The organism is Agrobacterium sp. CCNWLW155 (assembly GCF_036888815.1).
GTDB classification, from domain to species: Bacteria; Pseudomonadota; Alphaproteobacteria; order Rhizobiales; family Rhizobiaceae; genus Agrobacterium; species Agrobacterium radiobacter.
Genome location: NZ_JBAKFW010000008.1, coordinates 139,307 through 165,891, shown reverse-complemented (window position 1 = coordinate 165,891; position 26,585 = coordinate 139,307). Strand labels below are relative to the sequence as shown.

Annotated in this window: 21 protein-coding genes and 4 pseudogenes; 13 read left to right on the top strand and 12 right to left on the bottom strand. The window is 57.7% G+C overall.

Translation table 11 applies throughout. The annotated features are described in order from the left end of the window. The first annotated feature begins 223 nt into the window (after nt 1–223). The 5 genes and pseudogenes from V6S97_RS21640 (at nt 224) to V6S97_RS21620 (ending at nt 3,100) form a co-directional block, all read left to right on the top strand. On the top strand, nt 224–490 hold the full coding sequence (locus tag V6S97_RS21640) for a type II toxin-antitoxin system prevent-host-death family antitoxin (RefSeq protein WP_334427709.1): 267 nt from the start codon (nt 224–226) through the stop codon (nt 488–490). After that, a pseudogene (locus V6S97_RS21635) lies at nt 487–910 on the top strand (type II toxin-antitoxin system VapC family toxin). The gene V6S97_RS21640 and the pseudogene V6S97_RS21635 overlap by 4 nt, the downstream one beginning before the upstream one ends. Nucleotides 911–946: 36 nt before the next feature. After that, complete coding sequence (locus V6S97_RS21630) at nt 947–1,591, top strand: DUF6904 family protein (protein WP_334427708.1); 645 nt, start codon at nt 947–949, stop codon at nt 1,589–1,591. Nucleotides 1,592–2,021: 430 nt separating this feature from the next. Beyond that, nucleotides 2,022–2,294 (top strand): annotated as a pseudogene (locus V6S97_RS21625) (recombinase family protein); the annotation flags it as partial. A 560-nt stretch (nt 2,295–2,854) separates the two neighbouring features. Further along, nucleotides 2,855–3,100: a DUF72 domain-containing protein gene (locus V6S97_RS21620; protein WP_334427707.1), complete on the top strand. Its 246-nt coding sequence runs from the start codon at nt 2,855–2,857 to the stop codon at nt 3,098–3,100. Nucleotides 3,101–3,482: 382 nt separating this feature from the next. Here V6S97_RS21620 and V6S97_RS21615 read toward each other — a convergent pair. Continuing rightward, a pseudogene (locus V6S97_RS21615) lies at nt 3,483–3,762 on the bottom strand (hypothetical protein). Nucleotides 3,763–3,989: 227 nt separating this feature from the next. Next, on the bottom strand, nt 3,990–5,054 hold the full coding sequence (locus tag V6S97_RS21610; RefSeq protein ID WP_111785298.1) for a LacI family DNA-binding transcriptional regulator: 1,065 nt from the start codon (nt 5,052–5,054) through the stop codon (nt 3,990–3,992). 228 nt (nt 5,055–5,282) lie between these two features. Between V6S97_RS21610 and V6S97_RS21605 the strand changes: the two genes are divergently transcribed. From V6S97_RS21605 to V6S97_RS21590, 4 genes are read left to right on the top strand one after another with little or no spacing between them, the layout of a single operon-like run. Beyond that, entirely contained in the window at nt 5,283–6,116 is an 834-nt protein-coding gene (locus tag V6S97_RS21605) for an ABC transporter substrate-binding protein (protein WP_334427706.1), read from the top strand. Nucleotides 6,117–6,176: 60 nt separating this feature from the next. Further along, nucleotides 6,177–7,685, top strand: coding sequence for an amino acid ABC transporter permease/ATP-binding protein (locus V6S97_RS21600; RefSeq protein ID WP_099086661.1), 1,509 nt, complete (start codon nt 6,177–6,179; stop codon nt 7,683–7,685). A gap of 19 nt (nt 7,686–7,704) precedes the next feature. After that, a complete protein-coding gene (locus V6S97_RS21595) occupies nt 7,705–8,712 on the top strand; it encodes a Gfo/Idh/MocA family protein (RefSeq protein WP_334427705.1) in 1,008 nt (335 codons plus the stop codon). Between the two features lie 44 nt (nt 8,713–8,756). After that, a complete protein-coding gene (locus V6S97_RS21590) occupies nt 8,757–9,884 on the top strand; it encodes an NAD(P)/FAD-dependent oxidoreductase (RefSeq protein WP_111817886.1) in 1,128 nt (375 codons plus the stop codon). A gap of 967 nt (nt 9,885–10,851) precedes the next feature. On the opposite strand, the gene repC is transcribed toward V6S97_RS21590, so the two are convergent. The 3 genes from repC to repA all read right to left on the bottom strand — a co-directional run bounded on the left by repC (nt 10,852) and on the right by repA (nt 14,512). Further along, nucleotides 10,852–12,066, bottom strand: a complete 1,215-nt coding sequence (repC, locus tag V6S97_RS21585) for a plasmid replication protein RepC (protein WP_111792150.1) — start codon at nt 12,064–12,066, stop codon at nt 10,852–10,854. A 197-nt stretch (nt 12,067–12,263) separates the two neighbouring features. Next, entirely contained in the window at nt 12,264–13,292 is a 1,029-nt protein-coding gene (gene repB / locus V6S97_RS21580) for a plasmid partitioning protein RepB (RefSeq protein ID WP_111785294.1), read from the bottom strand. Beyond that, nucleotides 13,289–14,512: a plasmid partitioning protein RepA gene (gene repA / locus V6S97_RS21575; RefSeq protein ID WP_162686299.1), complete on the bottom strand. Its 1,224-nt coding sequence runs from the start codon at nt 14,510–14,512 to the stop codon at nt 13,289–13,291. Before repA ends, repB begins: the two co-directional genes overlap by 4 nt. Before the next feature lie 373 nt (nt 14,513–14,885). On the opposite strand from repA, the gene traI reads away from it, so the two are divergent. Further along, a complete protein-coding gene (gene traI, locus V6S97_RS21570; RefSeq protein ID WP_111785292.1) occupies nt 14,886–15,584 on the top strand; it encodes an acyl-homoserine-lactone synthase TraI in 699 nt (232 codons plus the stop codon). Then, a pseudogene (locus V6S97_RS21565) lies at nt 15,520–15,966 on the top strand (P-type conjugative transfer ATPase TrbB); the annotation flags it as partial. The gene traI and the pseudogene V6S97_RS21565, both read left to right, overlap by 65 nt. Before the next feature lie 129 nt (nt 15,967–16,095). Here V6S97_RS21565 and V6S97_RS21560 read toward each other — a convergent pair. After that, on the bottom strand, nt 16,096–16,503 hold the full coding sequence (locus V6S97_RS21560; protein ID WP_020808206.1) for a lysozyme inhibitor LprI family protein: 408 nt from the start codon (nt 16,501–16,503) through the stop codon (nt 16,096–16,098). 614 nt (nt 16,504–17,117) lie between these two features. Here V6S97_RS21560 and V6S97_RS21555 point away from each other — a divergent pair. After that, the gene (locus V6S97_RS21555) at nt 17,118–17,612 is read left to right on the top strand and encodes a hypothetical protein (RefSeq protein ID WP_162686298.1); all 495 of its coding nucleotides are present in this window, start codon (nt 17,118–17,120) and stop codon (nt 17,610–17,612) included. Here V6S97_RS21555 and V6S97_RS21550 read toward each other — a convergent pair. Both V6S97_RS21550 and V6S97_RS21545 read right to left on the bottom strand, forming a co-directional pair. Then, nucleotides 17,609–18,253, bottom strand: a complete 645-nt coding sequence (locus tag V6S97_RS21550; protein WP_080865335.1) for a response regulator — start codon at nt 18,251–18,253, stop codon at nt 17,609–17,611. The genes V6S97_RS21555 and V6S97_RS21550 overlap by 4 nt on opposite strands. Then, entirely contained in the window at nt 18,250–19,683 is a 1,434-nt protein-coding gene (locus V6S97_RS21545; RefSeq protein WP_111785289.1) for a sensor histidine kinase, read from the bottom strand. The genes V6S97_RS21550 and V6S97_RS21545 overlap by 4 nt, the downstream gene beginning before the upstream one ends. 262 nt (nt 19,684–19,945) lie before the next feature. On the opposite strand from V6S97_RS21545, the gene V6S97_RS21540 reads away from it, so the two are divergent. Then, nucleotides 19,946–20,602: a hypothetical protein gene (locus tag V6S97_RS21540; RefSeq protein ID WP_162686297.1), complete on the top strand. Its 657-nt coding sequence runs from the start codon at nt 19,946–19,948 to the stop codon at nt 20,600–20,602. A gap of 629 nt (nt 20,603–21,231) precedes the next feature. On the opposite strand, the gene V6S97_RS21535 is transcribed toward V6S97_RS21540, so the two are convergent. The 4 genes from V6S97_RS21535 to V6S97_RS21520 form a co-directional block, all read right to left on the bottom strand. Continuing rightward, entirely contained in the window at nt 21,232–22,656 is a 1,425-nt protein-coding gene (locus V6S97_RS21535) for an amidase (RefSeq protein ID WP_111785287.1), read from the bottom strand. A 10-nt stretch (nt 22,657–22,666) separates the two neighbouring features. Beyond that, nucleotides 22,667–23,797 (bottom strand): M20/M25/M40 family metallo-hydrolase, encoded by a 1,131-nt coding sequence (locus tag V6S97_RS21530; protein ID WP_111785286.1) that lies wholly within the window; start codon nt 23,795–23,797, stop codon nt 22,667–22,669. 85 nt (nt 23,798–23,882) lie between these two features. Beyond that, nucleotides 23,883–25,043 (bottom strand): M20 aminoacylase family protein, encoded by a 1,161-nt coding sequence (locus V6S97_RS21525; protein ID WP_080865340.1) that lies wholly within the window; start codon nt 25,041–25,043, stop codon nt 23,883–23,885. Nucleotides 25,044–25,076: 33 nt separating this feature from the next. Continuing rightward, nucleotides 25,077–26,579 carry a M81 family metallopeptidase gene (locus tag V6S97_RS21520; RefSeq protein ID WP_080865341.1) on the bottom strand — a complete coding sequence of 501 codons (1,503 nt, stop codon included), beginning with the start codon at nt 26,577–26,579 and terminating at the stop codon, nt 25,077–25,079. Nucleotides 26,580–26,585: the final 6 nt, after the last annotated feature.

Genomic DNA, 26,585 nt, shown 5'->3' with positions numbered 1-26,585 from the left:
TCCGCAGACTGGCCTAACCTCCTCTGCCGAAGTCGATGATCGATACGTGCAGAAGCAGGGCAGGCTTCAGCCGAGACGACCGAAGATATCAGCGACGGCGCGATCGCTTGCGCGTAAATCTGACCAAAGCTTACGGGCATTACCGTGCAACCGTTGCTGACCAAGTACTTTCACGAAGGCCGTTGACGCATTATAGTCATTTCTTCCGGTTATAGGTGAGACGATGCGAGCATCAACGCTCGATGATATGAACTGGACGGTCGCTGGCGCGAAGGCAAACCTTTCGGAAGTCGTTGAGCGCGCCCAGTTGATGCCTCAGACAATACCCCGCAATGAAAAACCGAGCGTGGTTGTTGTTTCTGCAGAAGAGTGGCAGAAGAAAATTGCCCGAAGGGGATCGCTTGCAGAATTTCTGTTGGCATCGCCTCTACGCGGCGCCGACGTGGATACTGAGAGACAACACGACGAGCCCCGTGACCTGTCCTTATGAGACTACTTCTCGATACGAATGTTCTGTCGGAAGTTACAAAGCCTCGACTCGATGAAGGGGGTCTAACGTGGCTTCACGGGCTGGACGAGGATCAAACCTTCATCAGCATCGTCTCCAGTGCTGAAATTCGTCGCGGTGTCGCGCTGATGGATAGCGGGCGAAAGCGCGACGCCTTGGACGAATGGCTCACGCATGATCTCCCTCAACGCTCCGAATACAGGACTATTCCGGTGGCAGGTCCAGTCGCCTTCGCCTGGGGCAATCTCATGGCGCTTGCCAAGTGAAGTGGTCGCGGGCTAGCCTTGATGGATGGCTTGATTTGCTGCTACAGCCGTCGCTCACCAATTGACCCTTGCGACGCGTGGCACCAAGGATTTCGAAGGCTTTGGAATAGACATCATTGACCCATGGGTGGACTGATCTGGCGGTTGTTGTCGATTGAAAGGATCGTTCTGAATGCTCTCCCACAACTTGCTCAAGAATCACGCCGGAATCCTTCTCATCGGGGACTACACGTCCCTGACCTGGCTGCATGAAGTCGTCCATCACGTGAATGAGCGCTCCCCGATTGTGAAAGACAAGGAAGGCTCGTTCCTTGGCTTGGCCTACGATGTACGCAAAGCATATGAGCGACAGCGTGAAATTATTCAACCGCCAAAACATTTTGAAGAAATCGGCATCCGATATGGTGTCCAGATCCTCTGGCCTGTCCTTATGCTGCAGCATAGGCTGTTGAGGCAATCTCTCGCGTTTCTCGACCATACAGCTAAGACCCAAGCTATCACTTATGCGCTGGAGGCCGTCATTGATGATGCGTTGCGCGAGGACTTTGGCACACAGGCGGGGCATATTATCGATCTCTGGCAGCGTCTTAATCCAGCACAGCCTGCAGTGTTTGAGATGATCGACAGCCGAGGGGGGATATTTTGTTCATGGACGAAAGCGCAACGGAAGGCCGGCTTTGCGCAGCTCCTTTCGAGTTTCGATCCGATGTATGACCACTTCTACCCTATGCGATTGAAGAACGGCGAAAAGAACCTGATATCTCCAAGAGAATTCGCTGCGTGGGAAAACGCGGAATGGCCGGATCCTCGATGGTAAATCACGGGCCGTATCAATGGTGGTATCAACCGGATAGGCGCCCCCTCTCCTGCTCTTTTGTGGAAACCGCAGGCTGAAAAATCAAGGGCAGAACTTTCCATGTAGCGCTTCAATCGAAATCGGGAGCGGAAATCCACAAACGGCCTCTGCTTTCGTGACCGCCCTCCTCTGCCGACAGGTACAGATTTCTCTGTTGTCATTCCGGATAAGTAGGCTTTCCTCGGCCCTCGCCCCTCCGATTTCGTGAGGCATTTCCGCCATGGATCCCGCCAGAGCGGGTTTCGCGACGGTTATGGTATGTTGGCCTATCTGAAACCGCTTTTCGAGCTTGGCGGCACTCTGTTTTGGCCATGAAACACGCTTGCAAGGGGGCATTTTCTCACGCGTTCCTTTTTTGTACAAAAGCACCTGACAAACGCGTGAAAAAATCATGGCAAAACGGCAAGCCGCCAATCCATCGCCAGCCCTAAAACGTCTTATTGGCTATGCCCGCGTCTCGACCGACGATCAAGTCCATGACGCGCAGATAGACGAGTTGCGTGCCGCCGGCTGTGAGCGGATTTTTCAGGAGCACGGCTCCGCTGCATCACGGACCAGACCGGTTCTGACGAGACCTCTCGGCGAGCTCGCCGCTGGCGACGTGCTCGTCGTTGTCCGGCTGGATCGCCTCGCCCCTTCGGTCCGTCATCTGTTGCGGGTGATCGGGCGGCGCGCCGGTCTGCCCTGACGCCGTGCCATAGACGGTTGCAGTCACGGATCACATGCGCCAGAAGGCGCAGCACCCAAACCTTGTCAGCTGACAAGGTTTTCCCCGGATCGAAGCATCCGCCGATTCGTAGTGACGCGATATTTTGATAATCCACCTGACCTAGGGACCAGATTACCGCGGTGGAACCTTGTCAGCTGACAAGGTTTCCAGGCGAAAATAGCTGAAACTGATTTTCGAACTGAGCCTAGGCTCCTCCCCAGTTGAACTGCACCCGGCAACGCAAGGCAAAGAAGACGCGATTTGCCGACAATTGCCACGGCAGCCTGGTTCATACCCAGGAAGGCGACGGAAAAGTTCCCGGGGGGAGGGGGGTAGCTCTTCAACGGTCCGCGTCCAACCTTGACGGAGTCGAAATCAGCTCCACTTTCTACCGTCCGTACAAAGCGTCGACTTTAGCCCGACGGGCTGACGCCGTGCCCGGACCTTTCGATCCTCCGCAAAGGTGCCCAGAGAGATTTCGCATCTGCCCGTAATGAAGGACATCTCAGAACCGTTTGAGACTCTCACAGACGACCCTCGGCTACCAGGCCAAAAGCGCGGACCCGCTCTTGTATCAACTTCCGCCATCGTTGACTTTCCATGTCCGAACGTTGGATCACGCACTCAGGACAATGCTTGTGGCCGATAAAGGCAAGATTATCATTGAAGCTCAACACCGAAGCTGGTCGTCGCAAGAGGCAGTTGATCTGCTGGAGACACACAAGATTGACCACGTTTTCGCCGATCCCGCGCCCGTGTAGCCTGCTGAAACCTTCAGCGAGCCCCCACGATGTGTTCGTCTACACGGAAATCCTGAAAGCTACTATTACGCCTATGGTGACGATGAGATCAGATTCTTTTCCAAACTCGTGGCGCCTGAGGGCTGGTGCGTCTCCGACAACACTGCCTCGAGTGCGGCGATCGAAAATGCTCTAACGATGAAATGCATGCCCGCAGGCCATCCTGTGCGAAAGACACCGGGATGAGGCAGACACACTTGCGATGCCGTTTCCGCGGAAGAGGGGAGGGGAGGGGAGGGGCGACCTCACGTGCTTGATCATTAAGTACAGAGTTTCCGCAAATCCGTTGCAATGCGAAGCATCACTTCCCGGCACCAAAAAGCTCGCGGTCATCCTCCCGCTCTCACGGGGAGCCAGCCGAGGGCCCAAGCGCGGCAGCCGCCGGTAATGGCAACCTTCAACTCCGGTTTCGCGTATTCGATTATCTGGCCTGGTGAAGAGATCGAAGCTCACCAGCCGTCTGTTCCAAGCGGTTCGCCATCGGTCCAATATATGAGCTCCGACTGTGCTGGACCCTCCTCCAAGGGGCGGCTCGTCACCAGGACCCGGGTATTGTCTTCCGGGGCACTTGCCGTATGACGCCACGGCTGGCCCGTTCTCTTTTTCCCTTTCGACTGCCTCAAGTTTGGCCTCGCCTTGAAAAGCGGTCTTTTTCAAACTTTTGAGATTCCCAACACGGAGCGCTTCGCTTCCAATCCCCGCTGTGATGCGGCGCTCAAGTCTCTCCAGGAAACGAAACAGGACGCAGTTTAAGCTGCCGATCCCGGATGGACCCGACACGACGAACTTGATGGAGCTCCCAAGGGGGAGGGGCACGGCGGATAGCAAAAAACGGTCCAGGCAGCGAATATTAAACGGCCTGTATTGAGGCGCGCTCAACGACTTCGGTTTTCAGGACAACTTTGCGGGCAGCTTGATCTCCGCCATTCAACCGATCCACAAGAAGTTTGGCCGCACTCGCTCCCAGTTCATACACGGGCTGCCTAACAACGGTTATCGGAGGCGTGGTTACGGATGTCCAGTCTGCATCGTGGAACGACACCAATGACACATCGCCCGGAATATTTACTCCCAAATCGCGATGAGCCTTGAATACCTCGATACCGATGATGCTGTCTGATGCGATAATCGCGGTCGGACGGTTTGGCGATTGGAGCATTTCGGTGACTATCCCGTGTGTGCGTTCCGGCGTCACAGCGCCAACCTTCACCCATTTCTCCATGCCCGGGAGGCCCGCCTTACGGCAGGCATCAAGATATCCCTCGATACGACGCCGGACTGAGCCGGTGTTGATGTCCTTTGACGTGTGAAAGCAATGATCCGGCGTGTCGCAGGCGGTGATATAGGCAATGCGCCGGTGGCCAAGCCCGATCAGTCGGCGAGTGACGTTCTCTGCAGCATGACGGTCATCTGCAAGGACCGTGTCCACTTCGAGGGTGTCACTCCCACGATCAAGCAGGGCTAGCGGCAATCCTGAACGAATAACCTCGTGCAGGTGCTCGACATCATTTTCCTTAGCTGGAGAAACGATGAAGCCGTCTACACGCCTGGCAAGCAAGTTACGGATGGCCGCTTTTTCGACCAAAACATCTTCACCCGAATTGATGAGGATGACAGTAAATCCCGCTTGTCGGGCGACATCCGTGATACCGCGAACGCCAAGGCTGAAGAACGGGTTTTCGATATCGCCCACCACGACACCAATTGTGCCGGAGCGGCCCGTCGTCATGCTGCGGGCAAGCTCATTGGGACGATAATCCAGGAAAGCTGCGGCGGCTGTGACGGCCTCACGCACCCGGTCGCTAACGGTTCCGTAGCCGCCGAGCACACGTGCTGCGGTGGCCTTTGAGACGCCCGCGCTGCGCGCAACGTCAGCCACGGTCACGGAAGGAGTTTTTGATAGGCTCTTGTCCATAAACGATAGGCTTACAAGAGAACTTGACGACTGGCAAACGCGAAGATAACAATTGTCAAAATCAAAAGAGACCGGTCTCATATCCAATTGAGACCGGTCTCATTTAAAGAAAAAGACTTCCGACATGCGAACTGCATGGGCCGGGCGGGTGAGGTCATGCCGCCGTCCGGATGGGACCCGTGCGCCTTGAATACATCGCAGACAACGACACCAGAGGAGACGAAACCAATGCGATTTACCGAAGCCTTCACTTCCCCCTTTGCCAAAATCCGCGCTACCGCCATCGCGGCCACGCTCGGTGTCCTCGCAGGCGCGGCGACGCCGGCGCTTGCCGACAATCCGCTTGGCCTCATCGATCCCGCCACCATAAGTGTCGGTACGATGGGCGATGCCAAGCCCTATGCCTTCACCACCGCCGACGGTAACTTTACCGGTTTCGACATCGAACTTTTCCTCAATGTCGCCGGACGCCTTGGCTTCAAGAAGGAGCAGGTCGTCTTCACCGGCCAGGAATTCTCGGCGCTGATGCCCTCGGTCGCCAACGGCCGCTTCGATGTTGCAGCCGCCGCAATCGGCACGACGGCCAAGCGCAAGGAGACCGTTGATTTCTCCGACGGTTATCTAGCAGGTTTCCTGAGCGTCCTTACTTCGGAGGCCGGCATCACCGATGCAGCGGGCCTCAAGGGCAAGCGTCTCGGTGTCGTGCAGGGCACGCTGCAGGAAATCTATGCCGAAAAGAACTTTGCCGGCACCGATCTCGTGAAGTTCCCGGACAACAACTCTGCCGTTTCCGCACTTAACAACGGCACGGTCGATGCCCATTTCCTCGATTTCGAGGCGGCAAAGGACTATTCCGCCCGTTACCCGGCGCTGAAGGTCGCGGTCAATATTCCGAGCTTCGATGCACCGGCCGGTTTTGTCATCCGCAAGGGTAACGATGCATTGCGCGAGGCGCTCAACAAGGGCCTGAAAGAGGCCATGCAGGACGGCACCTGGAAAAAGCTGCACGAAAAATGGTTCCCCGGCACGCCGATGCCGCAGGCATATCTTCCCAAGCAGTGATGCCGCCTTCCGGTCCGGCCTTGACCGGTCGGACCGGCCTTTCTTTCAAGGGATATCCTGATGAACTGGCTTGAAAACCTGCGCCGCAGCTTCCTCGACTGGAATGCCATGGCCGAAGTGCTGCCGACCATGATCACGGTCGGTCTGAAGAATACGCTGATCCTGGCTGCGACCTCGACGGTGCTTGGCGTCGCCATCGGCATGATGCTCGCCATCATGGGCATTTCCCGCTCGCCCTGGCTGCGCATCCCCGCCCGCCTTTATACCGATATTTTTCGCGGCCTGCCGGCCATCGTTACAATCCTCCTGATCGGTCAGGGCTTTGCCCGCATCGGCCGCGAACTCTTCGGCCCGTCGCCTTATCCTCTCGGCATTCTGGCGCTCAGCCTGATTGCCGGCGCCTATATTGGCGAAATTTTCCGCTCTGGTATCCAGAGCGTCGACCGTGGCCAGATGGAGGCCTGCCGGGCGCTGTCGATGAGCTACGGCCAGGGCATGCGCCTTATCGTCGTGCCGCAGGGCGTGCGCCGCGTGCTGCCGGCCCTCGTCAACCAGTTCATCGGCAACGTCAAGGATTCGAGCCTTGTTTATTTCCTTGGGCTTCTGGCCTCCGAGCGTGAGATCTTTCGCGTAGGGCAGGACCAGGCGGTGGTGACGGGCAATCTTTCACCGCTGCTGCTGGCGGGCGTATTTTATCTCATCGTCACCGTACCGCTCACCCATGTCGTCAATGCGATCGACAATCGCCTGCGGATTGGCAAGCAGCGCCCCTCGACCATCACCAGTGGGTTGGAGGAGGTTAGTGAACTCGATAGTGCAGCCCGCGCCACCGGTGTCTCTTTCAAGGGCGGCAGCCTCGATGTGCGCCGTCTCGGCATGGCCTATGGCGATCTCGACGTGCTGAAGGGTGTCGACCTCTCGGTAAAACCGGGCAGCGTCACCTGCATCATCGGCCCGTCCGGTTCCGGCAAGTCGACCCTGTTGCGTGGGCTCAACCGTCTGGTCGAGCCGAAGAGCGGCGATATTCTCATCGATGGTGAAAGCATTCTCGCCATGAAGCCGGAAACGCTGCGCCGCCGCGTCGGCATGGTCTTCCAGCATTTCAACCTCTTTCCGGATCACACGGCGCTGGAAAACGTCATGCTGTCGCTGACGAAGATCAAGGGCCTGCCGGCAGCCGAGGCCGAGCGCATTGCCAAGGCAAGGCTTGCCGACGTTGGTCTTGCGAGCCGCCAGCATCACCGTCCGGGCGGTCTTTCCGGCGGGCAGCAGCAGCGCGTCGCCATTGCCCGTGCGCTTGCGATGGAACCGGAAGTCATCCTTTTCGATGAGGTAACGAGTGCGCTCGATCCGGAATTGGTCAAGGGCGTGCTCAACCTCATGGCCGAACTCGGCACGCGCGGCATGACCATGGTCGTCGTCACGCATGAAATGGGCTTCGCCCGCCGGGTCGCCGATCAGGTTGTCTTCATGGACGAGGGGCGCGTGGTGGAAGCCGGCACGCCAGAGGCGATATTCGACAATCCGCAGAGCCCGCGTCTTCAGCGCTTCCTTGCGGAAGTGCTCTGAGCGTCGAGAGGAGAAAAAGATGACACGAACGATACGATGGGGCGTGCTCGGTTGCGCGGGCATCGCCGCCAAGGCGGTCATTCCCGCCATCCAGTCCAGCCGCCTGGGACACGTTGCGGCGATCGCCTCGCGCGATGCCGCCAAGGCGAAGGAAATGGCGGCCCGCTTCGGCATCGCCAAATCCTATGGCAGCTACGAGGATCTGCTTGCCGATCCGGAAATAGACGCAATCTACAACCCTTTGCCCAATCACCTGCATGTGCCCCTGACGATCAAGGCGCTGGCACAGGGCAAACCCGTCCTCTGCGAGAAGCCGATCGCTCTTGATGCTGCGCAGGCGATGGAACTGGCGGCCGCACAAAAAGTGGCGGGCCTGCCGGTCGCGGAAGCCTTTATGGTGCGCCACCATCCGCAATGGAAGAAGGTGCGCGCGATGATCGCCGAGGGGCGCCTCGGCGAGGTCAGAGCCATCCAGACGATCTTTTCCTATTATCTCGATGACCCCGGAAATGTGCGCAATCAGGTGGATATTGGCGGCGGCGGTCTGTTCGATGTCGGTTGTTATGCCATCAATACGGCCCGTTTCCTGTTCGACGCGGAACCGGTGCGGGCGATCGCGCTCATGGAGCGCGATCCCGTCTTCGGCACCGACCGGCTGACGAGCGGGCTGCTGGCGTTTCCGGAGGGAAGGCAGCTTGCCTTCACCTGTTCCACGCAACTCTCCCTCACGCAGAAGGTTACGGTGCTTGGAACGCGCGGGCGTCTGGAAATCTCCATTCCCTTCAATGCACCGGCCGATGAGCCGACCATCCTCATCTTCGACGATGGCCGCGATCTGGCCGGCGGTGGGCGCGAGGAAATTACGATAGGGCCGGTCGATCAGTATCGCGAACAGGTCGATGCATTTGCCGAGGCCGTTCTCTCCGGCAAGCCACTCGAGACAGGGCTTGGCGATGCGATCGCGAACATGAAGGCGATCGACGCACTTTTCCGCTCCACCACCAGCGGCCACTGGGAAGAACCCTGATCGCTTCACCCAATCCGTATGACAATTGATTGAAAGCCAACCCCATGACCGACAACACCATCTCTTCGGCCGTCATCATCGGTGCCGGTATCTTCGGCGTTTCCACCGGCGTGCAGCTTGCGCGGCGCGGCATCCAGGTCACGATCCTCAATGATGGCCCGCCCGCCAACGGTGCTTCCGGCCGCTCGCTCTCCTGGCTGAACTCGGCGCGCATGCGCTCTGAACCCTATCATCGGCTGCGTATGGCCGGCATCGACCGTTATCGCACGCTCGCGGCACAGAACCCGGATGCGGAATGGCTGCGCTTCGATGGCGGCCTGACCTGGGATGCGGATGACGAGCGCAACGAGATCGACGCGGCCTATCGCCACGAGGTTTCACTCGCCTATGACGCGCAGCGGCTTTCCGCAGCCGAAGTCGCCCGTGTCGCGCCGGGTCTCGACGCAGGCGCAATCACCCCGCAGGGTGCGATCTTCAATGCCGGGGAGGGCTGGGTCGATCTGCCGACACTGATCGGTGTGCTTCTCAAGGAATTTTCCGAGCTCGGGGGCGTTCTGGTGACGGACCAGGGGGCTGCGCGGGTCGTGATCGAGGGTGGTCGTGCCGTTGGCGCCGAAACCGCAAAAGGTTACCTCCATCGGGCGGACGCTGTCGTGCTCGCCACCGGGCCGGCCGTGCCAAAGATGGCTGCAGAAAGCGGACAGACCATCGGGGACGGGACCCCGATCGCCCTTCTCGTGCAGACCAAGCCGATCGCCCATCCCCTGCGTGCTGTCCTCAACACGCCACGTGTCGCTATCCGACCAGCGCCGGGCGGTACTTTTTCGCTGGATGCTGACTGGGCAGCAGAGGAGGGCGTGACAGTGCGCGCCGACGGCACTTGTGAGATCGATGACGAAATTGTTGCCGAACTTCTGACGGAGGCTGCCAAGGTGTTGGAGGGCAATCCGCGACTCGAAGTCGCTTCGATCAGCGTCGGTGGAAAACCGATTCCGGGAGACGGCGAGCCAGTAATTGGAGCCATCGGAGCCATCCCCGGTTATTATGTCGCGTTCAGCCACAGCGGTGCAACGCTTGGCCTGATCGTGGGCGAGTTGCTTGCTTTCGAGATTGCCACTGGAACCGAACATCCCATGCTCGCGACCTTCCGACCGGAGCGTTTCTCGAAATAACCAGCATCGGGAAAACCTATGGAAGGTAAGCCCGTCCGATCGTGGCGGGCATACTTTGCCGCAAGGCGCTGCAGAATTGTGTTTCGGAAGGTAAGGGAGCAAGCCACTTACCAGTTATCGGCCGGACGAGGACTGGTTATGACGTCGAAATAAAAGGATGAAAGTAACTTGGCAAGATAACTGAACTCAGAGTGGCAGTACATCATGAGTCCAAGCCCGATCTCGTCTGGCATCTGTGTCCCTTCTCGGTGGTATACAGACCGAGTGCGAACCTGCTGCGCAAAACCAGCCCGTCAAGCGTATCTCTGCCACATGCATCGTTCGGCCCGAGACCAGCACACCATCGGAATCCTGAACCACGTTGTCGCCTCGGGGATTCTCCGAGCGCTCCGATGTAGCTGTTGCCCATTTTCCCGTTTCGTTCCAGCCGGGATGGCGTTTGCGATCGTTTGGATGCCACCAGAGCAAATGCTCCCCGGTTTCCAAATACTTGAAAGCACCAGTCAAGCATGACGCCATTGTAGCCCGGCGTGACGGTTCGGCAAGTGACGACGAAGATAACCGGCACAGCCCGAGCAGTCCTTGCCTCGCTGATTGGGTGAGTCTCTGCGGCGCTGCTCTGGGCCTCGAAGTCCCTTACGAATTCCCAGACAAGGAAGTGTATCGACGAGTCGACGACTGTATCAGGCTTTTCGCGCCGATCTTGAATGGCGCAACGTCGACCGGATGACGACCCAGATGCAACCAGCCGATCTTCAATCTTCGCGCTGGGTTCAGAAGAGGTTCAGTGTTGACGGACCATGGTGGCCATATCTCATCATTCGCAAGGTCGGGCAAACGGACGTAGCGGCAATCCACGGCAGGGTAGGGCGGCGGCTTTTACCGTGTAAACGCCTCGCCACTTTGGTCAACGTTACCAACCACTAGCTAAGAGCGCCCTGGAGGTATCACCTGTGCGAGCCCAATATCACCCAGCGGCTTTGACGTTGTGGCCGCCGGCACGCAGCAGAGCCATAAGGACCGGACCAAGTGAAAATTCACCGCGCTTCGCCTTGCTTGTCAAATCCCGCAGATATCCGCCCGCTGAGTTGATGTGACCGCCGCGCTCAAGAATGCAAGCGATGGTCACCGCCGCATTTTCCGGACCCATCACCTCACAGGCCTCCTGATATGCCGACGGGCTGACACCCAACATTGATCGAACCGCCACGGCAGCCGTCATAAGCTCCCGCCAGTTTCTGATCTCCCCTCCAGGCCCATAGTTCGAAATTTCCGGGCAAGCACGCAAGACAAGTCCAATCGGGAAAGCCTTTATCGGCACATGCACGGCCCGCCCATTTTCACTCGGCTTCGCTTCCAGCTCGTTTCGAGAGCTTGGTTCAAGTTCATTAAGAGGGTTGGTATTTGAATTCTGTATGTGCCGCTCAATTTGGGCATCACTGGTGTTCATTTTTGATGAAAGGTCTCCGGAATTCAGGAGTTTGACGATATCCTCACGCAAACTGCTCATCCTGACTCCGAGATCGCCAAGTTCAGCCAGGCTGGGGCTGCGCGGGATTTCTCTCACGAGAGCAATATAGCGTTCCTCGATTTCGTCCCAATCGCCTGCAGCCCCTTCTTCAACAGCTGCCGTGATGAGCTTGCGGATATCACGCCGGCAGATTGTCAGGTTTTCCTTTGCCCGTCTAAAGGCAATTCGATCGGCCGCAACCTGCTGGGCGAGGCATGCAAGCTCCTCAGCGCGCATAAGAAGCGGCGATATGTCGAAACCGAAGGCGTGTTCGATCGATCCATCGTTATCTTTTCTGGCATAGCGTTTACCGTTGGCGCTATCCTTGCGGATGATCAAGCCGGCCTCGACGAGGAGCGCAAGATGCCGACGCAAGGTAGCGCCCGCAATGCCATGTGCACGAATTGACAGCTGAATGTTCGAGGGAAAGACGATGAGTTGCGCGTCCTGGCGCAGTTCGTTCTCAGGATAGAAGCTCAAGAGCGCGTCGAGAACCGCGAGGCTGCGATCCTGCAGACCAAGCACCTCCCGAGCTTCCGATGCGTCGCGGAAAACCTTCCACTTGTTTGCCGATTTACCTTCCTCGATCCTGCTGGTGGCGATCTGCCGCCTCACAAGCGCAAGGGTAACCTGTCGTCGCCCAAAGGGCGTCGTCACTTGTCCACCTTCCATGTCTTCGCCTCTCAAAAAGGCAAAAGAAGAACGCTCACCGAAACGGCGCCAAAGACTCTTGACTAGGTTTCATGGAAATGCGATTCTCAAGCTCTCACACAACGAGAAGGGCTTCCATGACGGCAACGTTTCGGGGGCCTTTTTCTTTTGCGCGCTTTCCTTCCTTAATTCGTGCCAAAATCCGCTTGCGGTTTCGATCAGTTCTTCGATTTCTCACGACTGAAGCGCTCGGCCAGCGCTGGCAACTCTGATTCAATAAAGCTCAGGAATTCCACCGAGGCCGGCGTGTACGCTGAAATACGAACCTCCTTGGCCGTACGCACAAGCCTGCCCAGTTGCTCGCCTGCGGGGCCAGCAATGACTTTGCCAGTCTCCTTCAAGGGAGCTTTCGGTTTCAGAGCATTAAATGCTGCCAGAAACTTCTGGTCTGATCCCAGGCGCTTTTCGGCGCTGACGGATAAAGCCTTGCTCACTGCATCGTGCAGATCCGGCCTTTCGGAAAAAGCCTTTGCAAAGTCGGCCCATCTCGGACGGCCAACCTTCGCCGCCCGCCCGATTGCTTCGATGATTCCGGACGGGACGGCGCGGTAAACGGACCGCATGCGTGCCAGTTCAGGATCGTCGATGGACAGGGCAGCCTTGATATCGCGAGGCTTCACATTGGCATCGTCCATACGGCGGGCAAACAGGGCGCGCTCAATCCAGGTCAGATCCTGGCGATCGGCGTTTTCAATGCCCTGTGCGATGACCAGTTCAACGTCCGAAATCTCTACCTCGATCGCCTTAACCGGAATTCCGAGGTCCCGGGCGGCCTGGAGCCGGCGGTGGCCGTAGATCACCTGATAGCGGTCAGGTGAGGACGGTGATTTTCGGACCTGGATGGGAACCTTTTGGCCTTCGGAGCGGATTGAATTCCTGAACGCCTCGAAATCAGAGGCATCATCGTCAGGAAGACGATCGGGAAAGGGCGAGGGATCGATTTTGGACGTATCGAGTTCACGGATGGCGCCTCCGCCGGCCTCGACCAGCGCCTTCAGGCGATCGCGTTCCGATTTGATGTCGTCGATCGCCCGGTGCGCCGCACCAATCACGCCCGCACCGACACGAGCGGATGGACCGGGTTGGGGAGCGGCGGCAGGGTTCTCCGTCGACAGCCGGTTTTCCAGTTCCGCAGAGAGCAGCCCAAAATTTGCTACGATGGATTTACGCGATGACTTGCTGGTCATGTGCGCCCCCAACTGGTGTTGATCAGTTTCACAATGGCTTCATTGACGGCGTCGACCGCCTCGCGGGCTCGCTTGTGTGTGTCACGGCCGATCTGGCCCATTTCGAGTTCGTAGATGGAGCGTTTTGCAAGTCCCGCTGCCTCGACGGCTGTGCTTTCGATCAGGGTTGGAAGAAGCACATCGGTACCAAACAGATGGCGCATCATGGCGACAACCTGAGACTGGGGCGCATCGTTGGGATCATGACGGGTGACGAGATAGCGAATGAAATCCTGATCGAGTTGCGCGCCGTTTTCATTCAGCACGCTGATCAGGTCTCCCATCATCAACAGGAACTGGCTCATGGAAGCCACGTCAAGCATCGCCGGATGGACGGTGATGATCATGCTTGTGGCAGCGTAGATTGCGCTGAGCGTCAGGAATCCGAGGGACGGCGGCGTATCGAGGATAACCACGTCATAATCCCGATCGACCTCGGCCAGCGCCAGCTTCAGTCGCTCGAAGAAAATTGCCCCAGAACCGGATTTCTGCGCCAGTACCCTTGGCGTCTCGTGCTCATATTCCATGAGCTCGAGGTTGCCCGGGATCAGGTCGATGCCGTCGAAATAGGTCTTGCGAATAATGTCGCGGATCGATCGACGCTCGGCGTCGTCATAGCGCAACGCCGCATAGATGGTCTCGTTGGCGCCGACGTCAAACTCGGGCTGCGCACCGAAAAGAGCAGAAAGCGAGGCCTGCGGATCGAGATCAAGTGCAAGGACACGATAGCCCTGCAAGGCGAGATAGTGTGCAAGGTGAACACAGGTCGTGGTCTTGGCACTGCCACCCTTGAAGTTGGCAATGGCCACGACCTGGAGGTGTTCTCCCTCGCGGCGCCTCGGTAGGAATCTCAACGCGTCTGCCGGCTTCTGGCTAGCGAAGAGTTCCCGCAACTCGTTGATCTGGGCCAGGGTGTAGACCCGATGATTGTTTTCCAGACGTCCGGGATTCGGGCCACGCCCTTCACTCGACAAGAGTTTCAGGGTGGAATCAGGTATGGACGTCAGCTTTGAAACTTCATTGGTCAGGAAGGGGCGCAGGCTTTTCTCCGACTTCGGCGGATACATGCGTGTGCGCAGTTCCTGCAACTGCTGCGACAAAAGGCTTGCATGGCGGGCAATCTTGCCGCCTGCATCTTCCTTCCGAGCAATTGTTGCTTCAATCTTGTTCGCTATCGCCATATCGCCCCCTTGGCGGACAAAGTTCGGTTTGCCGCCCAAAGCCCGCCAAAGGTACAACACGATTCTCGCGTCGCGTCCAGAGATTAAAAGTTAATGAACTCTTAACGTAACCACGTACGTCCTGAACAAAGGCGGCGCTGCTATTACGTTATTTTATTGGCTTTCCAATGCCTTAACACTTTAATACGGGCAGCTTTGATTGTCGTTCGGCCCAGGGTCAACTATGCAAGCGCCCGCCGTTTGGAACCGGTCCGGGATCTCTGTACAGCCTCCCAGGGCCGCGATGTGAAAGAACCCGGATTTGTAGAATTCACCAACTGCCGCCCGATTCCCGAATGTGCTGATTTCCATCCAAAGAAAAACGGGGAACTTCATGCACATCATGGCTATCGCCGCACCTCGCAACGAAGGCGAGAAAAAACTGCTGGAAGAGCACCATAAACTTCGTGCGCGGGTATTTTCAGGACGCCTGGGATGGGACGTACACGTCCACGGCGGACACGAACGCGACGCTTTTGACGATCTGGGACCGACATACATACTCGCCGTCTCCGAGGGCGATCACGTGCTCGGCTGCGCGCGCCTTCTTCCGGCAGTTGGCCCCACGATGGTTGGCGATGTTTTCTCATCGCTCCTTCCCGACGGTAATCTCCACCCCCACGATGCCATGATCGAAAGTTCGCGCTTCTGCGTAGACACCTCTCACGAAGTGGCCGGGCGATCAAACAGGGCTCACGAGACGACGCTCGCCATGTTTGCGGGGATCGTCGAGTGGTCCTTACTCGCCGGCTATACCGAGATTGTAACCGTGACCGATTTGCGCTTCGAACGCATGCTCTCCCGTGTCGAATGGCCACTGCGGCGCATAGGTCCCGTCAAGAAAATAGGCACCACAACAGCTGTCGCGGGGATTCTCCCGGTCTCCTCATTGATCTTCGAAAAACTTCAGCCGGCAAATTACTGCTCAATGATGGAATTTCGTCCCAACACGTCCAAAGGAGCGGCTTGTGGCTCATCCCTCGTCCCATGCCAGGCTTGCCTCGTCCCATGCCAGGCTTGTCAGAAAGCTTAAGGAGGCGCTCGGCGACCAGCTTTGCTCGGCCCTTGATGACGGCGCGGTGGTCGAAGTGATGCTCAATCCCGACGGCAGACTGTTCATCGAGTATATCGGTCGGGGTATTGCGGCGGCCGGGGAGATGTCGGCGTCGGCAGCAGAAATGTTGATCGGGACCGTTGCGCACGCTCTTCGCTCGGAAGTCGGCATGAACCAACCAGTCATCTCGGGCGAGTTGCCCATCGGCGGTCATCGATTTGAAGGCCTGCTTCCACCGGTCGTCGCAAATCCAGCCTTTTCGATCCGCCGGCGGACTTCGCGTCTCATAGCGCTCGACGAAGTGGCAGAGCTTGACACTTACAGGACGCTGGCTGCCGCGTCGGCAATGTCGCAGACCCTGCCAACCTGCCATCTCCGATGGCGTAGCGATACAAGTTGGCCATGGCCAGCTTTTGCTACGCGCTTCGGGGTGTTTTAAGCATAAGGCCCGACCAACCTGAGTTGAGCGGGCGGTGTGGATTTCAGATGTTCAGTTTGCTGCCGGGACCGGGCAGTCCAAATCGCCCTCGGTGCACTGCAGGTAACCTTTGAGGTCTTCTGTGCGGCTTTGGGTGAGACCTTCGTGGCATGAGCTGTTGACGAACGGATATACGGTCCCAGTACGAACGTTTGAGGTTTGAAAATTGCATTCGGCATCGCGAAACGCGATCCATGCCCTCTGTGTTGCAACGAGTAGCTTGGTAGTATCGGCATCGTCCTTCAGTCGCCCTTCGATCTCCTTGTAGACCTTGTTCATTTCTGCATCCGATTTCTTCAGCGATTCAGATGCGCAGACGTTCATTTCAGTCTGGTTGGTTTTGTCGCCACAACTTTCATCCGCAAACGCGAAGGTTGACGCCGCCAGAACAAATGTGACGGACAGCAGCAAAGCTTTCATGGTGAACCTCTCTCCCTTTAGATGTGCGTTCGAATACCATACGCCGAGACGGAGCTTATCCTATTGGTTGTTTTTTGCGACCACCGGTTCTCATGGTCGATCTTTTCGATAGATTGGCAAGCTCTTCGTTATCTAAGCAGGGCAGCACAGGCGAAGGCGCCGTCAGGGGTCAGAACAAGATCAGGGTGAAATCGTACGCCAAGCAAATTTGTCCATATTCCCAGCAGTTTGCCATCTATTCAGATTTCCAACAAAGTGTTCCTCAGGAACCTGAAGAAACTGTCTCGGCTTTGCCGAAGTTGACAAGGTCGCAGTTCGTGAAGGTGCTGTCGCCGGGCCTTGAAGTTCCATAGCATTACAGCGTCGATTTCGATTTCCCGCTCGTTTCCGTTGCCTGGCAGCGCGCTTTTTGACTTCAGTCTGTCTCGCCTGCGACGTTGGTCTGAGATTTTTGAAGACAAAGGGTTGCTCAAGCGATTGCTTAAGTCGTAACCGTTCGATTGGGCTTGACCACTCAAGGCGTAGTGACGACTTGTATGAAATTGAGTAATTGCCAACTGGCGTCTGCTATAAATCGCATGCTGCCGTCAAATTCAAACGTCAGGAGACAAGAGGTGTTATTGCGTCGCAAGCTGATCGCCATCTTCCCTTGCCTGGTGCTAACCCTCTTCAACACGGCTGCTCCCTACACAATAAAAGTTCACGGTGTCTCGGCGACCGTTGCTGAACAGGTGGCCGATGCCAAGGATGGCAACGGGAATGGTGGCGGTGGAGGCAGCGGAGGCGGAGGCAGCGGAGGAGGTAGCGGGAACGGAGGAAGTAGCGGCAACAGTGGCGGCAATGGTAACAGTGGCAGCAACGGCAATTCGGGCGGCAAGGGAAGCAATAACGGCCAATCGTCGGGCACCGGAAATGCTGCGAAAAGCCAAACCGATGTTAATGACGCGGCGAATTCAGGTCGCGGTGCCCTGACTGTTCGCCATAGGGATGGCATCAGCGAAAGTGTCCAGCGCGGACGATACGTGATGAAGGACGCGAAAGGCCGAACAATCGTCAACCGCGATGCAACGACCGCAGACGAGCAGCGGCTCAGATCGTTCCTTCGTTAACGGCGTCTGTCAATCTCGTCGCGAAACGCCATCGCGGCTTCCGTCCGGTTGCTCACGCCAAGCTTGGTGAAGATCTGCGTCATATGGTGTTTGATCGTCTTTTCGTGCAGGTCCAGCTTGAGACCGATATGCTTGTTGCTTAATCCGGCAGATGCAAGCGCCAGTACCTCCTGCTCCCGATCCGTCAACGCGGTAAAGGGATTGGCCCCTGCGCCTGATCCGCTTTCCGAAATCAGGCGTGCAGACAGGGTCGGCGCAACGTAGCTGTCGCCTGCCGCGACGCTTCGAATGATATCAGCAAGTGCACGTGACCCAACCCCTTTCAGGACGTAGCCCTTCGCTCCACTCTTCACCGCTGCCATGACGTCATCGCCTGCCTCGGAAACCGTCAGCATCACGATCTTCTGGCCGGGCACCTGGTCAAGTATAAGCGGGATAGCCTCGAGCCCGCCTCCAGGCATGGAGATATCGAGCAGCAGGACATCCGGTCGGTGCTCTGCCGCTATGCGTAGCGCGTCTTCCTTGCTGCCTCCTTCTCCGACGACGTTGAACCCGTCCATTTCCATCAGGCTTCGGATGACACCTTCCCTGAAGAGGGGGTGATCATCCACAACTGCCAGGCTGATTTGCTGCGCCGTCATGCCTGCTCCATTTCCTCGATATTAAGGGACATTCGCACGGTGGTCCCACGCTCGGATGAAAAAAGATGGAAGACGCCACCCAGGCTTTCAACACGATCCCTCAGGCCGGCAAGGCCGAGTTTCTGGGGTGAAACATCGCTCACGCGGAAGCCCTGTCCTTTATCGATAACTTCGATGATAATCAGTCCGTCTTCAGATGTTTGCGCAACCTTTTGCCCGAGGCCGCCGGCATGGCGATATCCGTTGTTCAGTGCCTCCTGTACAAAGCGATAGATGCATATCTTTGCCGAGGTCGAGAGGCTTGCAGGCGTCTTGTTCATCGAGAGTTCGGCAGAAGCGCCCGTGCGCTGCCCGTGCGCGAGGATCGCACGTTTCAGCAGGTCAGCAAGGCTATCCGTTTCTATGTGGGGCAACATCAGCCCGCTGCAAATACCACGGATTTCCGCCATAGCGTCATCGAGGCTTGTCTTGATGTTCGTCAAGGATGCTTCGCGATCTTCGGCAGGAGTGCAAGGATCGGTGAGCATCGGGCTGTCAAGGCGTAACGAGGCATAGGCGACCAATTGTGCGGGACCGTCATGCAGGTCAGCACCGATGCGGCGCAGATAGCTCTCGTTAAGCGAGGTGGCCCTTTGCGTGGCGCGCTGAACACGTGCACGTAAAGCTTCGTTCTGCCGCAGCAGGGCGGACAGTTCAGCGACGCGATCACTGAGCGCCTTGCGCTGGCTGTCAATAGTACGGCTTCCACGCAAGACGATAATCGACAGGAGGACAAAAAATGTCATCGTAAATGCAGCAACCATGAACCAGCTCAACAGCCGAGCCTGATTGAGGCTCCACTCGAAATCATGGGCTACCTCGAAAAATTCAGAGACGGCGACGACTTTGCCAGACCAGGGCTGCAGGACAGGATTGTAGATTTGCAGAAGTGGATTTTCACTGTCGCGTTCGGCCTCGCTCTCGATGTCACCGATCCGATTGAACCTTGCTGCCATTCGGCCGGAAAAGGCCGTTCTGAGGTCATCAGAAAGCGGGAACTGCTTGCCGGAAAGATTCTTGTCGCTGGAATAGAGAATTGTTCCATCGCTGCGCCAGAGCCGGAATGAAAAAAGGCGCTTTCCAAGTGCGCCCTGACCAAGTGTCTCATCCAGGGCCCGCGTTATCGAATCGTCCAGAGCATGGGTGGTTTGCATATCAGGCAGAAGAGGGGCGATCACGCTGTCGACATAAAGCGCTGTCGTCGCTGCGGAGTTACGCGTCACGGCGTTTTCGATCAGGCTGGCAACGAAGTAACCCACGATAACCATCGCACAGACCGCGACAAAACCACCCGCAAGCAGGAATTGCCTAGCAAGGGATTGAGAATTCCAGCGTGCGACGAGATTTGTCAGAGGCACTTTGTATTTACGGCCTGTCGGCAGAACACGCATTATCAGCACTCATCTCCCAACCTTTATAGCTATCCTGGCAAAGCGGATTGTCAACCGTTGCCTCGGGGAGGCGCGGGTTTGCCCCGAAGATGAGCCCGTTCTCACTCCATACAATCAGGGACCATCGGGCGCGATCAATCGGACTATGGTCCGAATGCCCAAGGCATAGGTCCGAGCGGAGTAGAAACCTGAAATTTCGGCAATATTGTAGTGCGCAACAACTGCTGGCACCGCGGCTCGAACTGAAGCGGCGGCAAATTTTATGAAGGACGTTCTCATGAAAATCCGCTCTGTGATCGGTACCGCAAGCCTTGGCCTTGTCCTCGCCGTTGCCCCCATGGCAGGAAATACCGTCGGCCTCATGCATGCTGCTTTTGCCAAGGACGGAAACGGCGGTGGTAGTGGCGGCGGCAATGGTGGTGGCAATGGCGGCGGAAACGGCAGTGGCAACGGGGGAGGCCATGGTGGAGGCAAATCCGGCGCCGGCGAAAGCCGGGCTTCCTCGAACTCATCCGCGCACAAGGGCTCTTCGACATCATTGAAATCGCATGATTCAAACAAGCCCTCAAAAAACCACGGCGAGAAATCGAAAACGCACAGCGCAAAGCCCGGCACTGGCAGCCTTAATTCGATGAAGAGAAATTACCATGCCTATCTGAATTCCAAGGATCCCAAGATGGCAGCGCTTGCCGCCTACGTGAAGGCATATGCGGAATTCGAAATTCAGTACGGGGTGACGGCCGTGCCCACGGATCCCGCGCTTAGCGAGACTGCGCTGGTTTCGGCGCTGGAACAGTTGGCAAACAGGCCGGTGACCGACGAGGAGCTTGCCGAGGCGAAGAGCATTCTGGGCGCCGGAACAGACACAGGGAAAATTGCAGAAGTTCGCGATGCTCTCGAACAAGAAGCCGGAAACTGAGAGACAGCCGGAGAGGGAACGGCGACGCCAGGACGAGGCCCGGTCGGCGGCGAGTTTTCTGCCAGGCCCCTGGGGAATTCGGCGTCGACCAATGCTATTGAATTGCCGGAGCAATAACCGGCATTATCGCCGGATCAAGCCGCCCGCCGCGGGCTTGATCCGGCGATATCATGTGGGCGAGACGCATGTCGTGTGCGTGAGTGGGAGGCGGATACCTCCCAATCAATTGCCTGCAGAACCGATTATGTCGAGCCCGAATGGACCGGCTGTATCCCGGAAAGTGGCTGCGGCTACTAACCTCCGTCCGTCGTTATGCCGCGCACTTGCCGACACTCAAACCAATGTCGATCGCGCCGTGTACCCGAAAGCGGCAAACGCCCGGCGTCGGGCGAGTAACGACCGCCACGGCAGTCCTGCATTTATCAACGCCTTCAAACTCCGTTTCCCGGGAATAGAAAGTTGGAGAAACGGCCCGCAGCTTTCCAAGGCGCCATTAGGCGGCTGCGGCGCCTTGACTGCGAGCTTCCCGACTCATCGCGACGAAAATAATCGAAGCCTGGATCTGGTGTTTCGCCAGTTTCTTCAGACCGGCTCACGTTTCAAAAGACGGCCTGGAGCGTGCCAGACCTTCAGGCGACTGCATCGCCTGTCCGGATTTCAGCGGACTGTTCATACGCCAGCGCAAATTCCAGCGTTTCCCGGTCACGGCGTGGTGGTCCCACCAACTGTATACCAGTAGGCAGGCCATTCACCCCGAAACCCGCAGGAACGGCTGCCACGGGAAGTCCAGCCAGCGTGGGACCGATCACCACCTCCATCCAGCGATGATAGGAGTCCATGGATTTGCCGTCGATTTCGGTCGGCCAAGAGAGGTCGATATCGAAAGGGAATACCTGTGCGCTCGGCATCAAAATGAAATCATACTGTTCAAACAGTTTGCAGAGATACTGGTACCAGGCCGTCCGGACGACGGACGCATTGAAGATATCGGTGGCACTGCAGGAAAGCGCGATGTCGAATTCAAACATCTGTTGCCGATTAAGAAGCAACCTTGTTTCTGCCTGGTCATAGAAGGTGCGCAGACCGTGGGTCACGTTGAAGCTGCGCAATATCATCCACGCTTCCCACAGCTTCGGCAGTTCAAAATCCGGCACAAGTTCATCGATATCGCAACCCATGTTCGCCAGAACGGCGAGAGCCTTGCGATCAACATCCAGAACGCCGGCTTCAAAGGGAAGATATCCGCCGAAATCACCGAACCAGGCGACTTTCATTCCCTGGGTTATTGCAGGACTGCGGATTGCCAGGCTTTCGTCCGCCAGGGAAAGAGGGTCGCGCCGGTCATAACCCGCCTGCGTTGCGAGAAGCAGGGCGGCATCCTCCACCGTCTTGCCCATTGCGCCAGAAGTGGCAAGCTGGCCGAGAAAGAGCTCGTTCCCTTTTGCGCCTGGCACTCTACCGAAGCTCGGCCGGAAGCCGATTACGTTGTTGAAGGCAGCAGGATTGCGCAGCGAGCCCATCATGTCAGAGCCATCTGCGACCGGCAGCATTCGGCAGGCGAGCGCCGCCGCCGCGCCACCCGAAGAACCGCCGGCGCTTCTGGTCGCGTCATAAGGATTTCGGGTTGGGCCGTGAACGGGGTTGGTCGTATGGGACCCGAGGCCAAATTCGGGAGTGTTGGTCTTGCCGATGAAAATCGCGCCTGCGGCGCGGACGCGTTCCACATGGAGACTGTCTGCGCTGGAAACGAAATTATCAAAGAGCGGGGACCCCCAAGAACATGGCAGGCCCTGAACTTCGGAGAGATCTTTTATCGCCTGGGGGAACCCGTGCATCCAGCCCCGCGAGCGCCCCTCCCCAAGTTCCCGGTCACAGGCGCGCGCTTCGTCCAGCAACTCTGTGCTTGATCGACGAAAGACGATCGCGTTCACGGCCGGATTGAGAGTATCGATGCGATCGAGGTAGGCTTCCATTACGGAAAGGCAGGAAACCTGCCGCGAGTGGATTGCCCTGGAAAGCGCAGCTGCGGAAAGCCGGGTGATGTCGCCTGTCATCAATCTGTCCTCAATCCAGTGTCGCCAGAAGGCCGGCCATCAGCCTGCCGCGATCGACCAGGCTGTCAATTTCGATGTGCTCTTCGAGAGTGTGATAACCTGCGCCACGCAGCCCCAGACCACAAAGCGTGGCAATGCCAAGCGCGCCCGTAAAATTGCCATCGGAACCGCCGCCTGAACTGCCGTGGGGAAGGCAAACGCCAAGACTGTCGGCAAGCATACGAGCTTTTTCGTACAGCGCCATGGTTTCAGGTCGAGCCGGCGGCCAGACCGGTCTGGTGACGCCGCAGGTGACCGAGAACTCCACCTCGTTTTCGATCCCTGACAAATTGAGCATTCGGGCGATCCCGGACGCAAGATCGTCATCGGTTTTCGCCATAGACAACGCTTCGGCCGTGCACAGCGAAGAGACGCAATTGACCCATTGCCCGCCATGAATGACGCCGACGGAAAAAGTGCAGTCGTCGTCGCTCATTGCATCTATCTCAATTACTTTGCGGGCCATTTCGCGAATTGCGGACCGGCCAGATTTCGGCGATACGCCGGCATGCGAGGGTCTGCCACGCGCCACCAGGTTGTAGCGGGCAATGGCATAGCGACCGGTGACCACCCCGTTCTCCTCGCGAGCGGGTTCGGGTACCAGCACGTATTTGTTACGCCGGGCCTCAGCCTCGATCAGATCGCGGGTTGAGGGTGTGCCGATCTCTTCGTCGGGAGTCAGCAACACAGTGACGGGGAGGCGGGTGCCGATGCCCGTGTGCAGAAGCTGCCTCATTGCTTCGAATACCAGAAAATTTCCACCCTTCATGTCGAGTATGCCCGGGCCATAGGCACGTTTGTCATCGATGCGAAAGGGCAGTGCGTTCAGGGTGCCAACCGGGTGAACCGTATCAAGATGTCCGGAGACAAGAATTCCCGGGGTGGTGTGCGTGTCGCCAAAACGTGCACGCAGACTGCCGCCAAGCCCCATACGGCCGGGAATTCGTTCTATTGTGGCACCAACCGTTGCGAAATCGGTGGCAGCAAGATCCATCATGCGATCCACGGCAGCAGCATCGAAAGTCGGGCTTTCGCATTCTATCCAGGGCTTCAGACGCTTCAGCATCGCGTCTGCTTCAAAGGGAAGTTGGGTGAAATCCATGGTACGCGGTCTCGTTTCGTCGTAACGGGACGTCCAACCCTCAAGGGAGGAAGCAATCCCGATCTCGTGGCAGGGCAGGGGGGAATCAGGCAGCGAGACGTTTTTCGACGACACGCGCCAGAAGGCTCGCCCCAACCGGCAGAATGTTGTCATCCAGAACAAAACCTGGATTGTGCAACTGTACCGATCCGGCATGGCCAACCGTGCAGTAGACGCCAGGAACCTTGTAGAGCATATCGGCAAAGTCCTCGCTGCCCATGACGGGCTCGTCCTTTGTATAGACAAGGTCTGCACCCACGATGTCGCGGGCGGCATCAGCGAACCCCTCTACGAGTTCTTCCGTATTGATGAGGACGTCGAAGACATTGCGAATGTCCGTTACAATCTCGACATCGAAAGACGCGGCAAGGCCGGCTGCGATGGTGCGCATGCGCTCACGGATCTGTTCATTCACCTCGCGGTCGAGATAACGCACTGTGCCAGAGACTGTCGCTTCTTCCGGAACAACATTATATGCGGAACCGGCATGAATCTGCGTGACCGACAGCACGGCCGCCCGAAGTGGAGAAATGTTGCGCGACACAATCGATTGCAGGGCCGAGACCAGATGAGTTGCGACAATGACGGGATCCTTGGAACCTTCCGGACGGGCACCGTGGCTGCCGCGTCCCCTGATGTGGAAATCGAAGAAATCCGCACCCGCCATGGCGGTGCCCGGTTTAATGCCGATCTTGTTTGGCTCCTCGTTCGGCATATTGTGCAACCCGTAGAGTTCATCACAGGGGAAACGTTCGAACAGGCCGTCTGCCAGCATGGCGCGGGCTCCACCGCAGCCTTCTTCGCCAGGCTGAAAGATGAATACGGCCGTGCCGGCAAAATTGCGGGTTTCGGCAAGGTAACGTGCCGCACCAAGTAACATTGTCGTGTGACCGTCGTGGCCGCAGCCGTGGAAGCGGTTCGTGATTTTCGACGCGTAAGGCAGGTTGGTGCGCTCCTCCATCGGCAGCGCGTCCATGTCGGCCCGCAGGCCGATGGTACGCCCGTTCCCCTTCGCTCCCTTGAGGACGCCAACAACGCCGGTCTTGCCGATGCCGCGATGCACCTCGATGCCGTAGCTCGCAAGCTTCTCGGCAACGATGCCGGAAGTGCGTATCTCTTCGAAACCGATTTCCGGATTAGCGTGGATGTCATGGCGAAGGGCGGTCATTTCATCGTGCCAGGAGGCAATTTTCTCAATAACGGGCATTGCTGATATCCTTGAGATCAAAAAAGCGACGGATCAGGAGAGGGCGGTAGAGAGGGGGGAAAGACGGATGCCCGGGCGAAGCCTCCTCCACGGGAGGGCCGCCGGGTCCACGGCCATTGGACCGGGTGCGGCACAAACAAGAATTGTCTCGGCAAACGGTTCGAAATCTGCGCGGAAATGCACCGAGCTCTTGTTGACGAGAATGCTCGACGTTTCCGGCTCGATGCCGAGATAGCGGAACAGGCCACGGTCGGCCATCTGCACCTTGTGCGAGGCAACGGCTACGCGAACGCCACCGATCCTGAGGCACGCCGAAGGTCCCAGCCGCATCAGGGTGTCGCCGTAGTAGGGACCGGTGACGCGCGTCAATCCGTCGGACAATGCTTCAACGACGAATTCGGCCTCAAGCGGCTCATCACCGGGGATGCCGGATTTTCCACCGAGCGCGATGCGGATTGTTGCGCCGACGCCCGCTGCCTGTGCTGCCTGGGCAGCCTCAGGGTCGTAAAGCAGGCCAAGCGCCGCGTTCTGTGCACCGTTGTCGATGAGAGCCCGCAACATTCCGGTCGTATCGGAATCCCCACCGGCCCCGGGATTATCCTGCGTATCCGCAAGCACGACCGGCTTTACAGCGGTTGCGGCAAGACGCATTGCCTCCTTCACGCCCTCATCGGCACTATAGACGCGGCCGGCAAAGGCGGGCTCACTGGCATCGATCAGGACCTTTAGCTCATCGGCGGCAAGGTCTGCTGCTTCCTGCGTCGTTCCATAGGAGAGAACAGTCGCGCCGCAATCGCTGAAATCGGCAGCCGGGAAGCCGGGAAAGAAGGAGAGCGAGACAATTGTTTGCTCTTCTTCCAGTCCTGCGAGCCGGGCGTAGATCGATTGCGCCGGCTCCATCTCCGTACATTGCCACGATATCGGGATCAGGTAGTCGATCTGACGATAGGATTTCGCAAAACGCTCACCGTCCATCAGACGGTCAAGCAAACCTGCGGCCCGTTTGCCGGTCAGGGCCATGTCCACATGCGGATAGGTTCGGTAGCCGATCATGACATCGGCGTCGCGCACTGATTGCCGGGTTATGTTACCGTGCAGGTCGAGACTGACAGCGACAGGTATGTCGTTGCCGACTGCGCTTTTGATGCGGGCGAGAAGTTCGCCCTCACCATCGTCCAGATGTTCACAGACCATTGCCCCATGAAGATCGAGATAGATGCCGTCGAGGGGCAGCGCTGCCACGATGCCCGCAACGATCTCACAGGCAATACGCTCAAAGGCATCCTCGGTAACGTGAGCAGAAGGAACGGCGCTGGCCCGCAGTACCGGAACCACCTCCCATTTCGCTTGCCGGGCATAATCGAGCGCGCCCTCGATACCGGTATTGGCGCCCCTGACGAGAGCGATCATCTCCCCTCCACGGCAGAGCGGCAGATGGCCGGACCCCTTTAGAAAGGCATCATAAGTGGCTTTGGTTGGGGCAAATGTATTGGTCTCATGAATGAAACCGGCAAAGGCGACACGCCGGGATGTCATCAATCA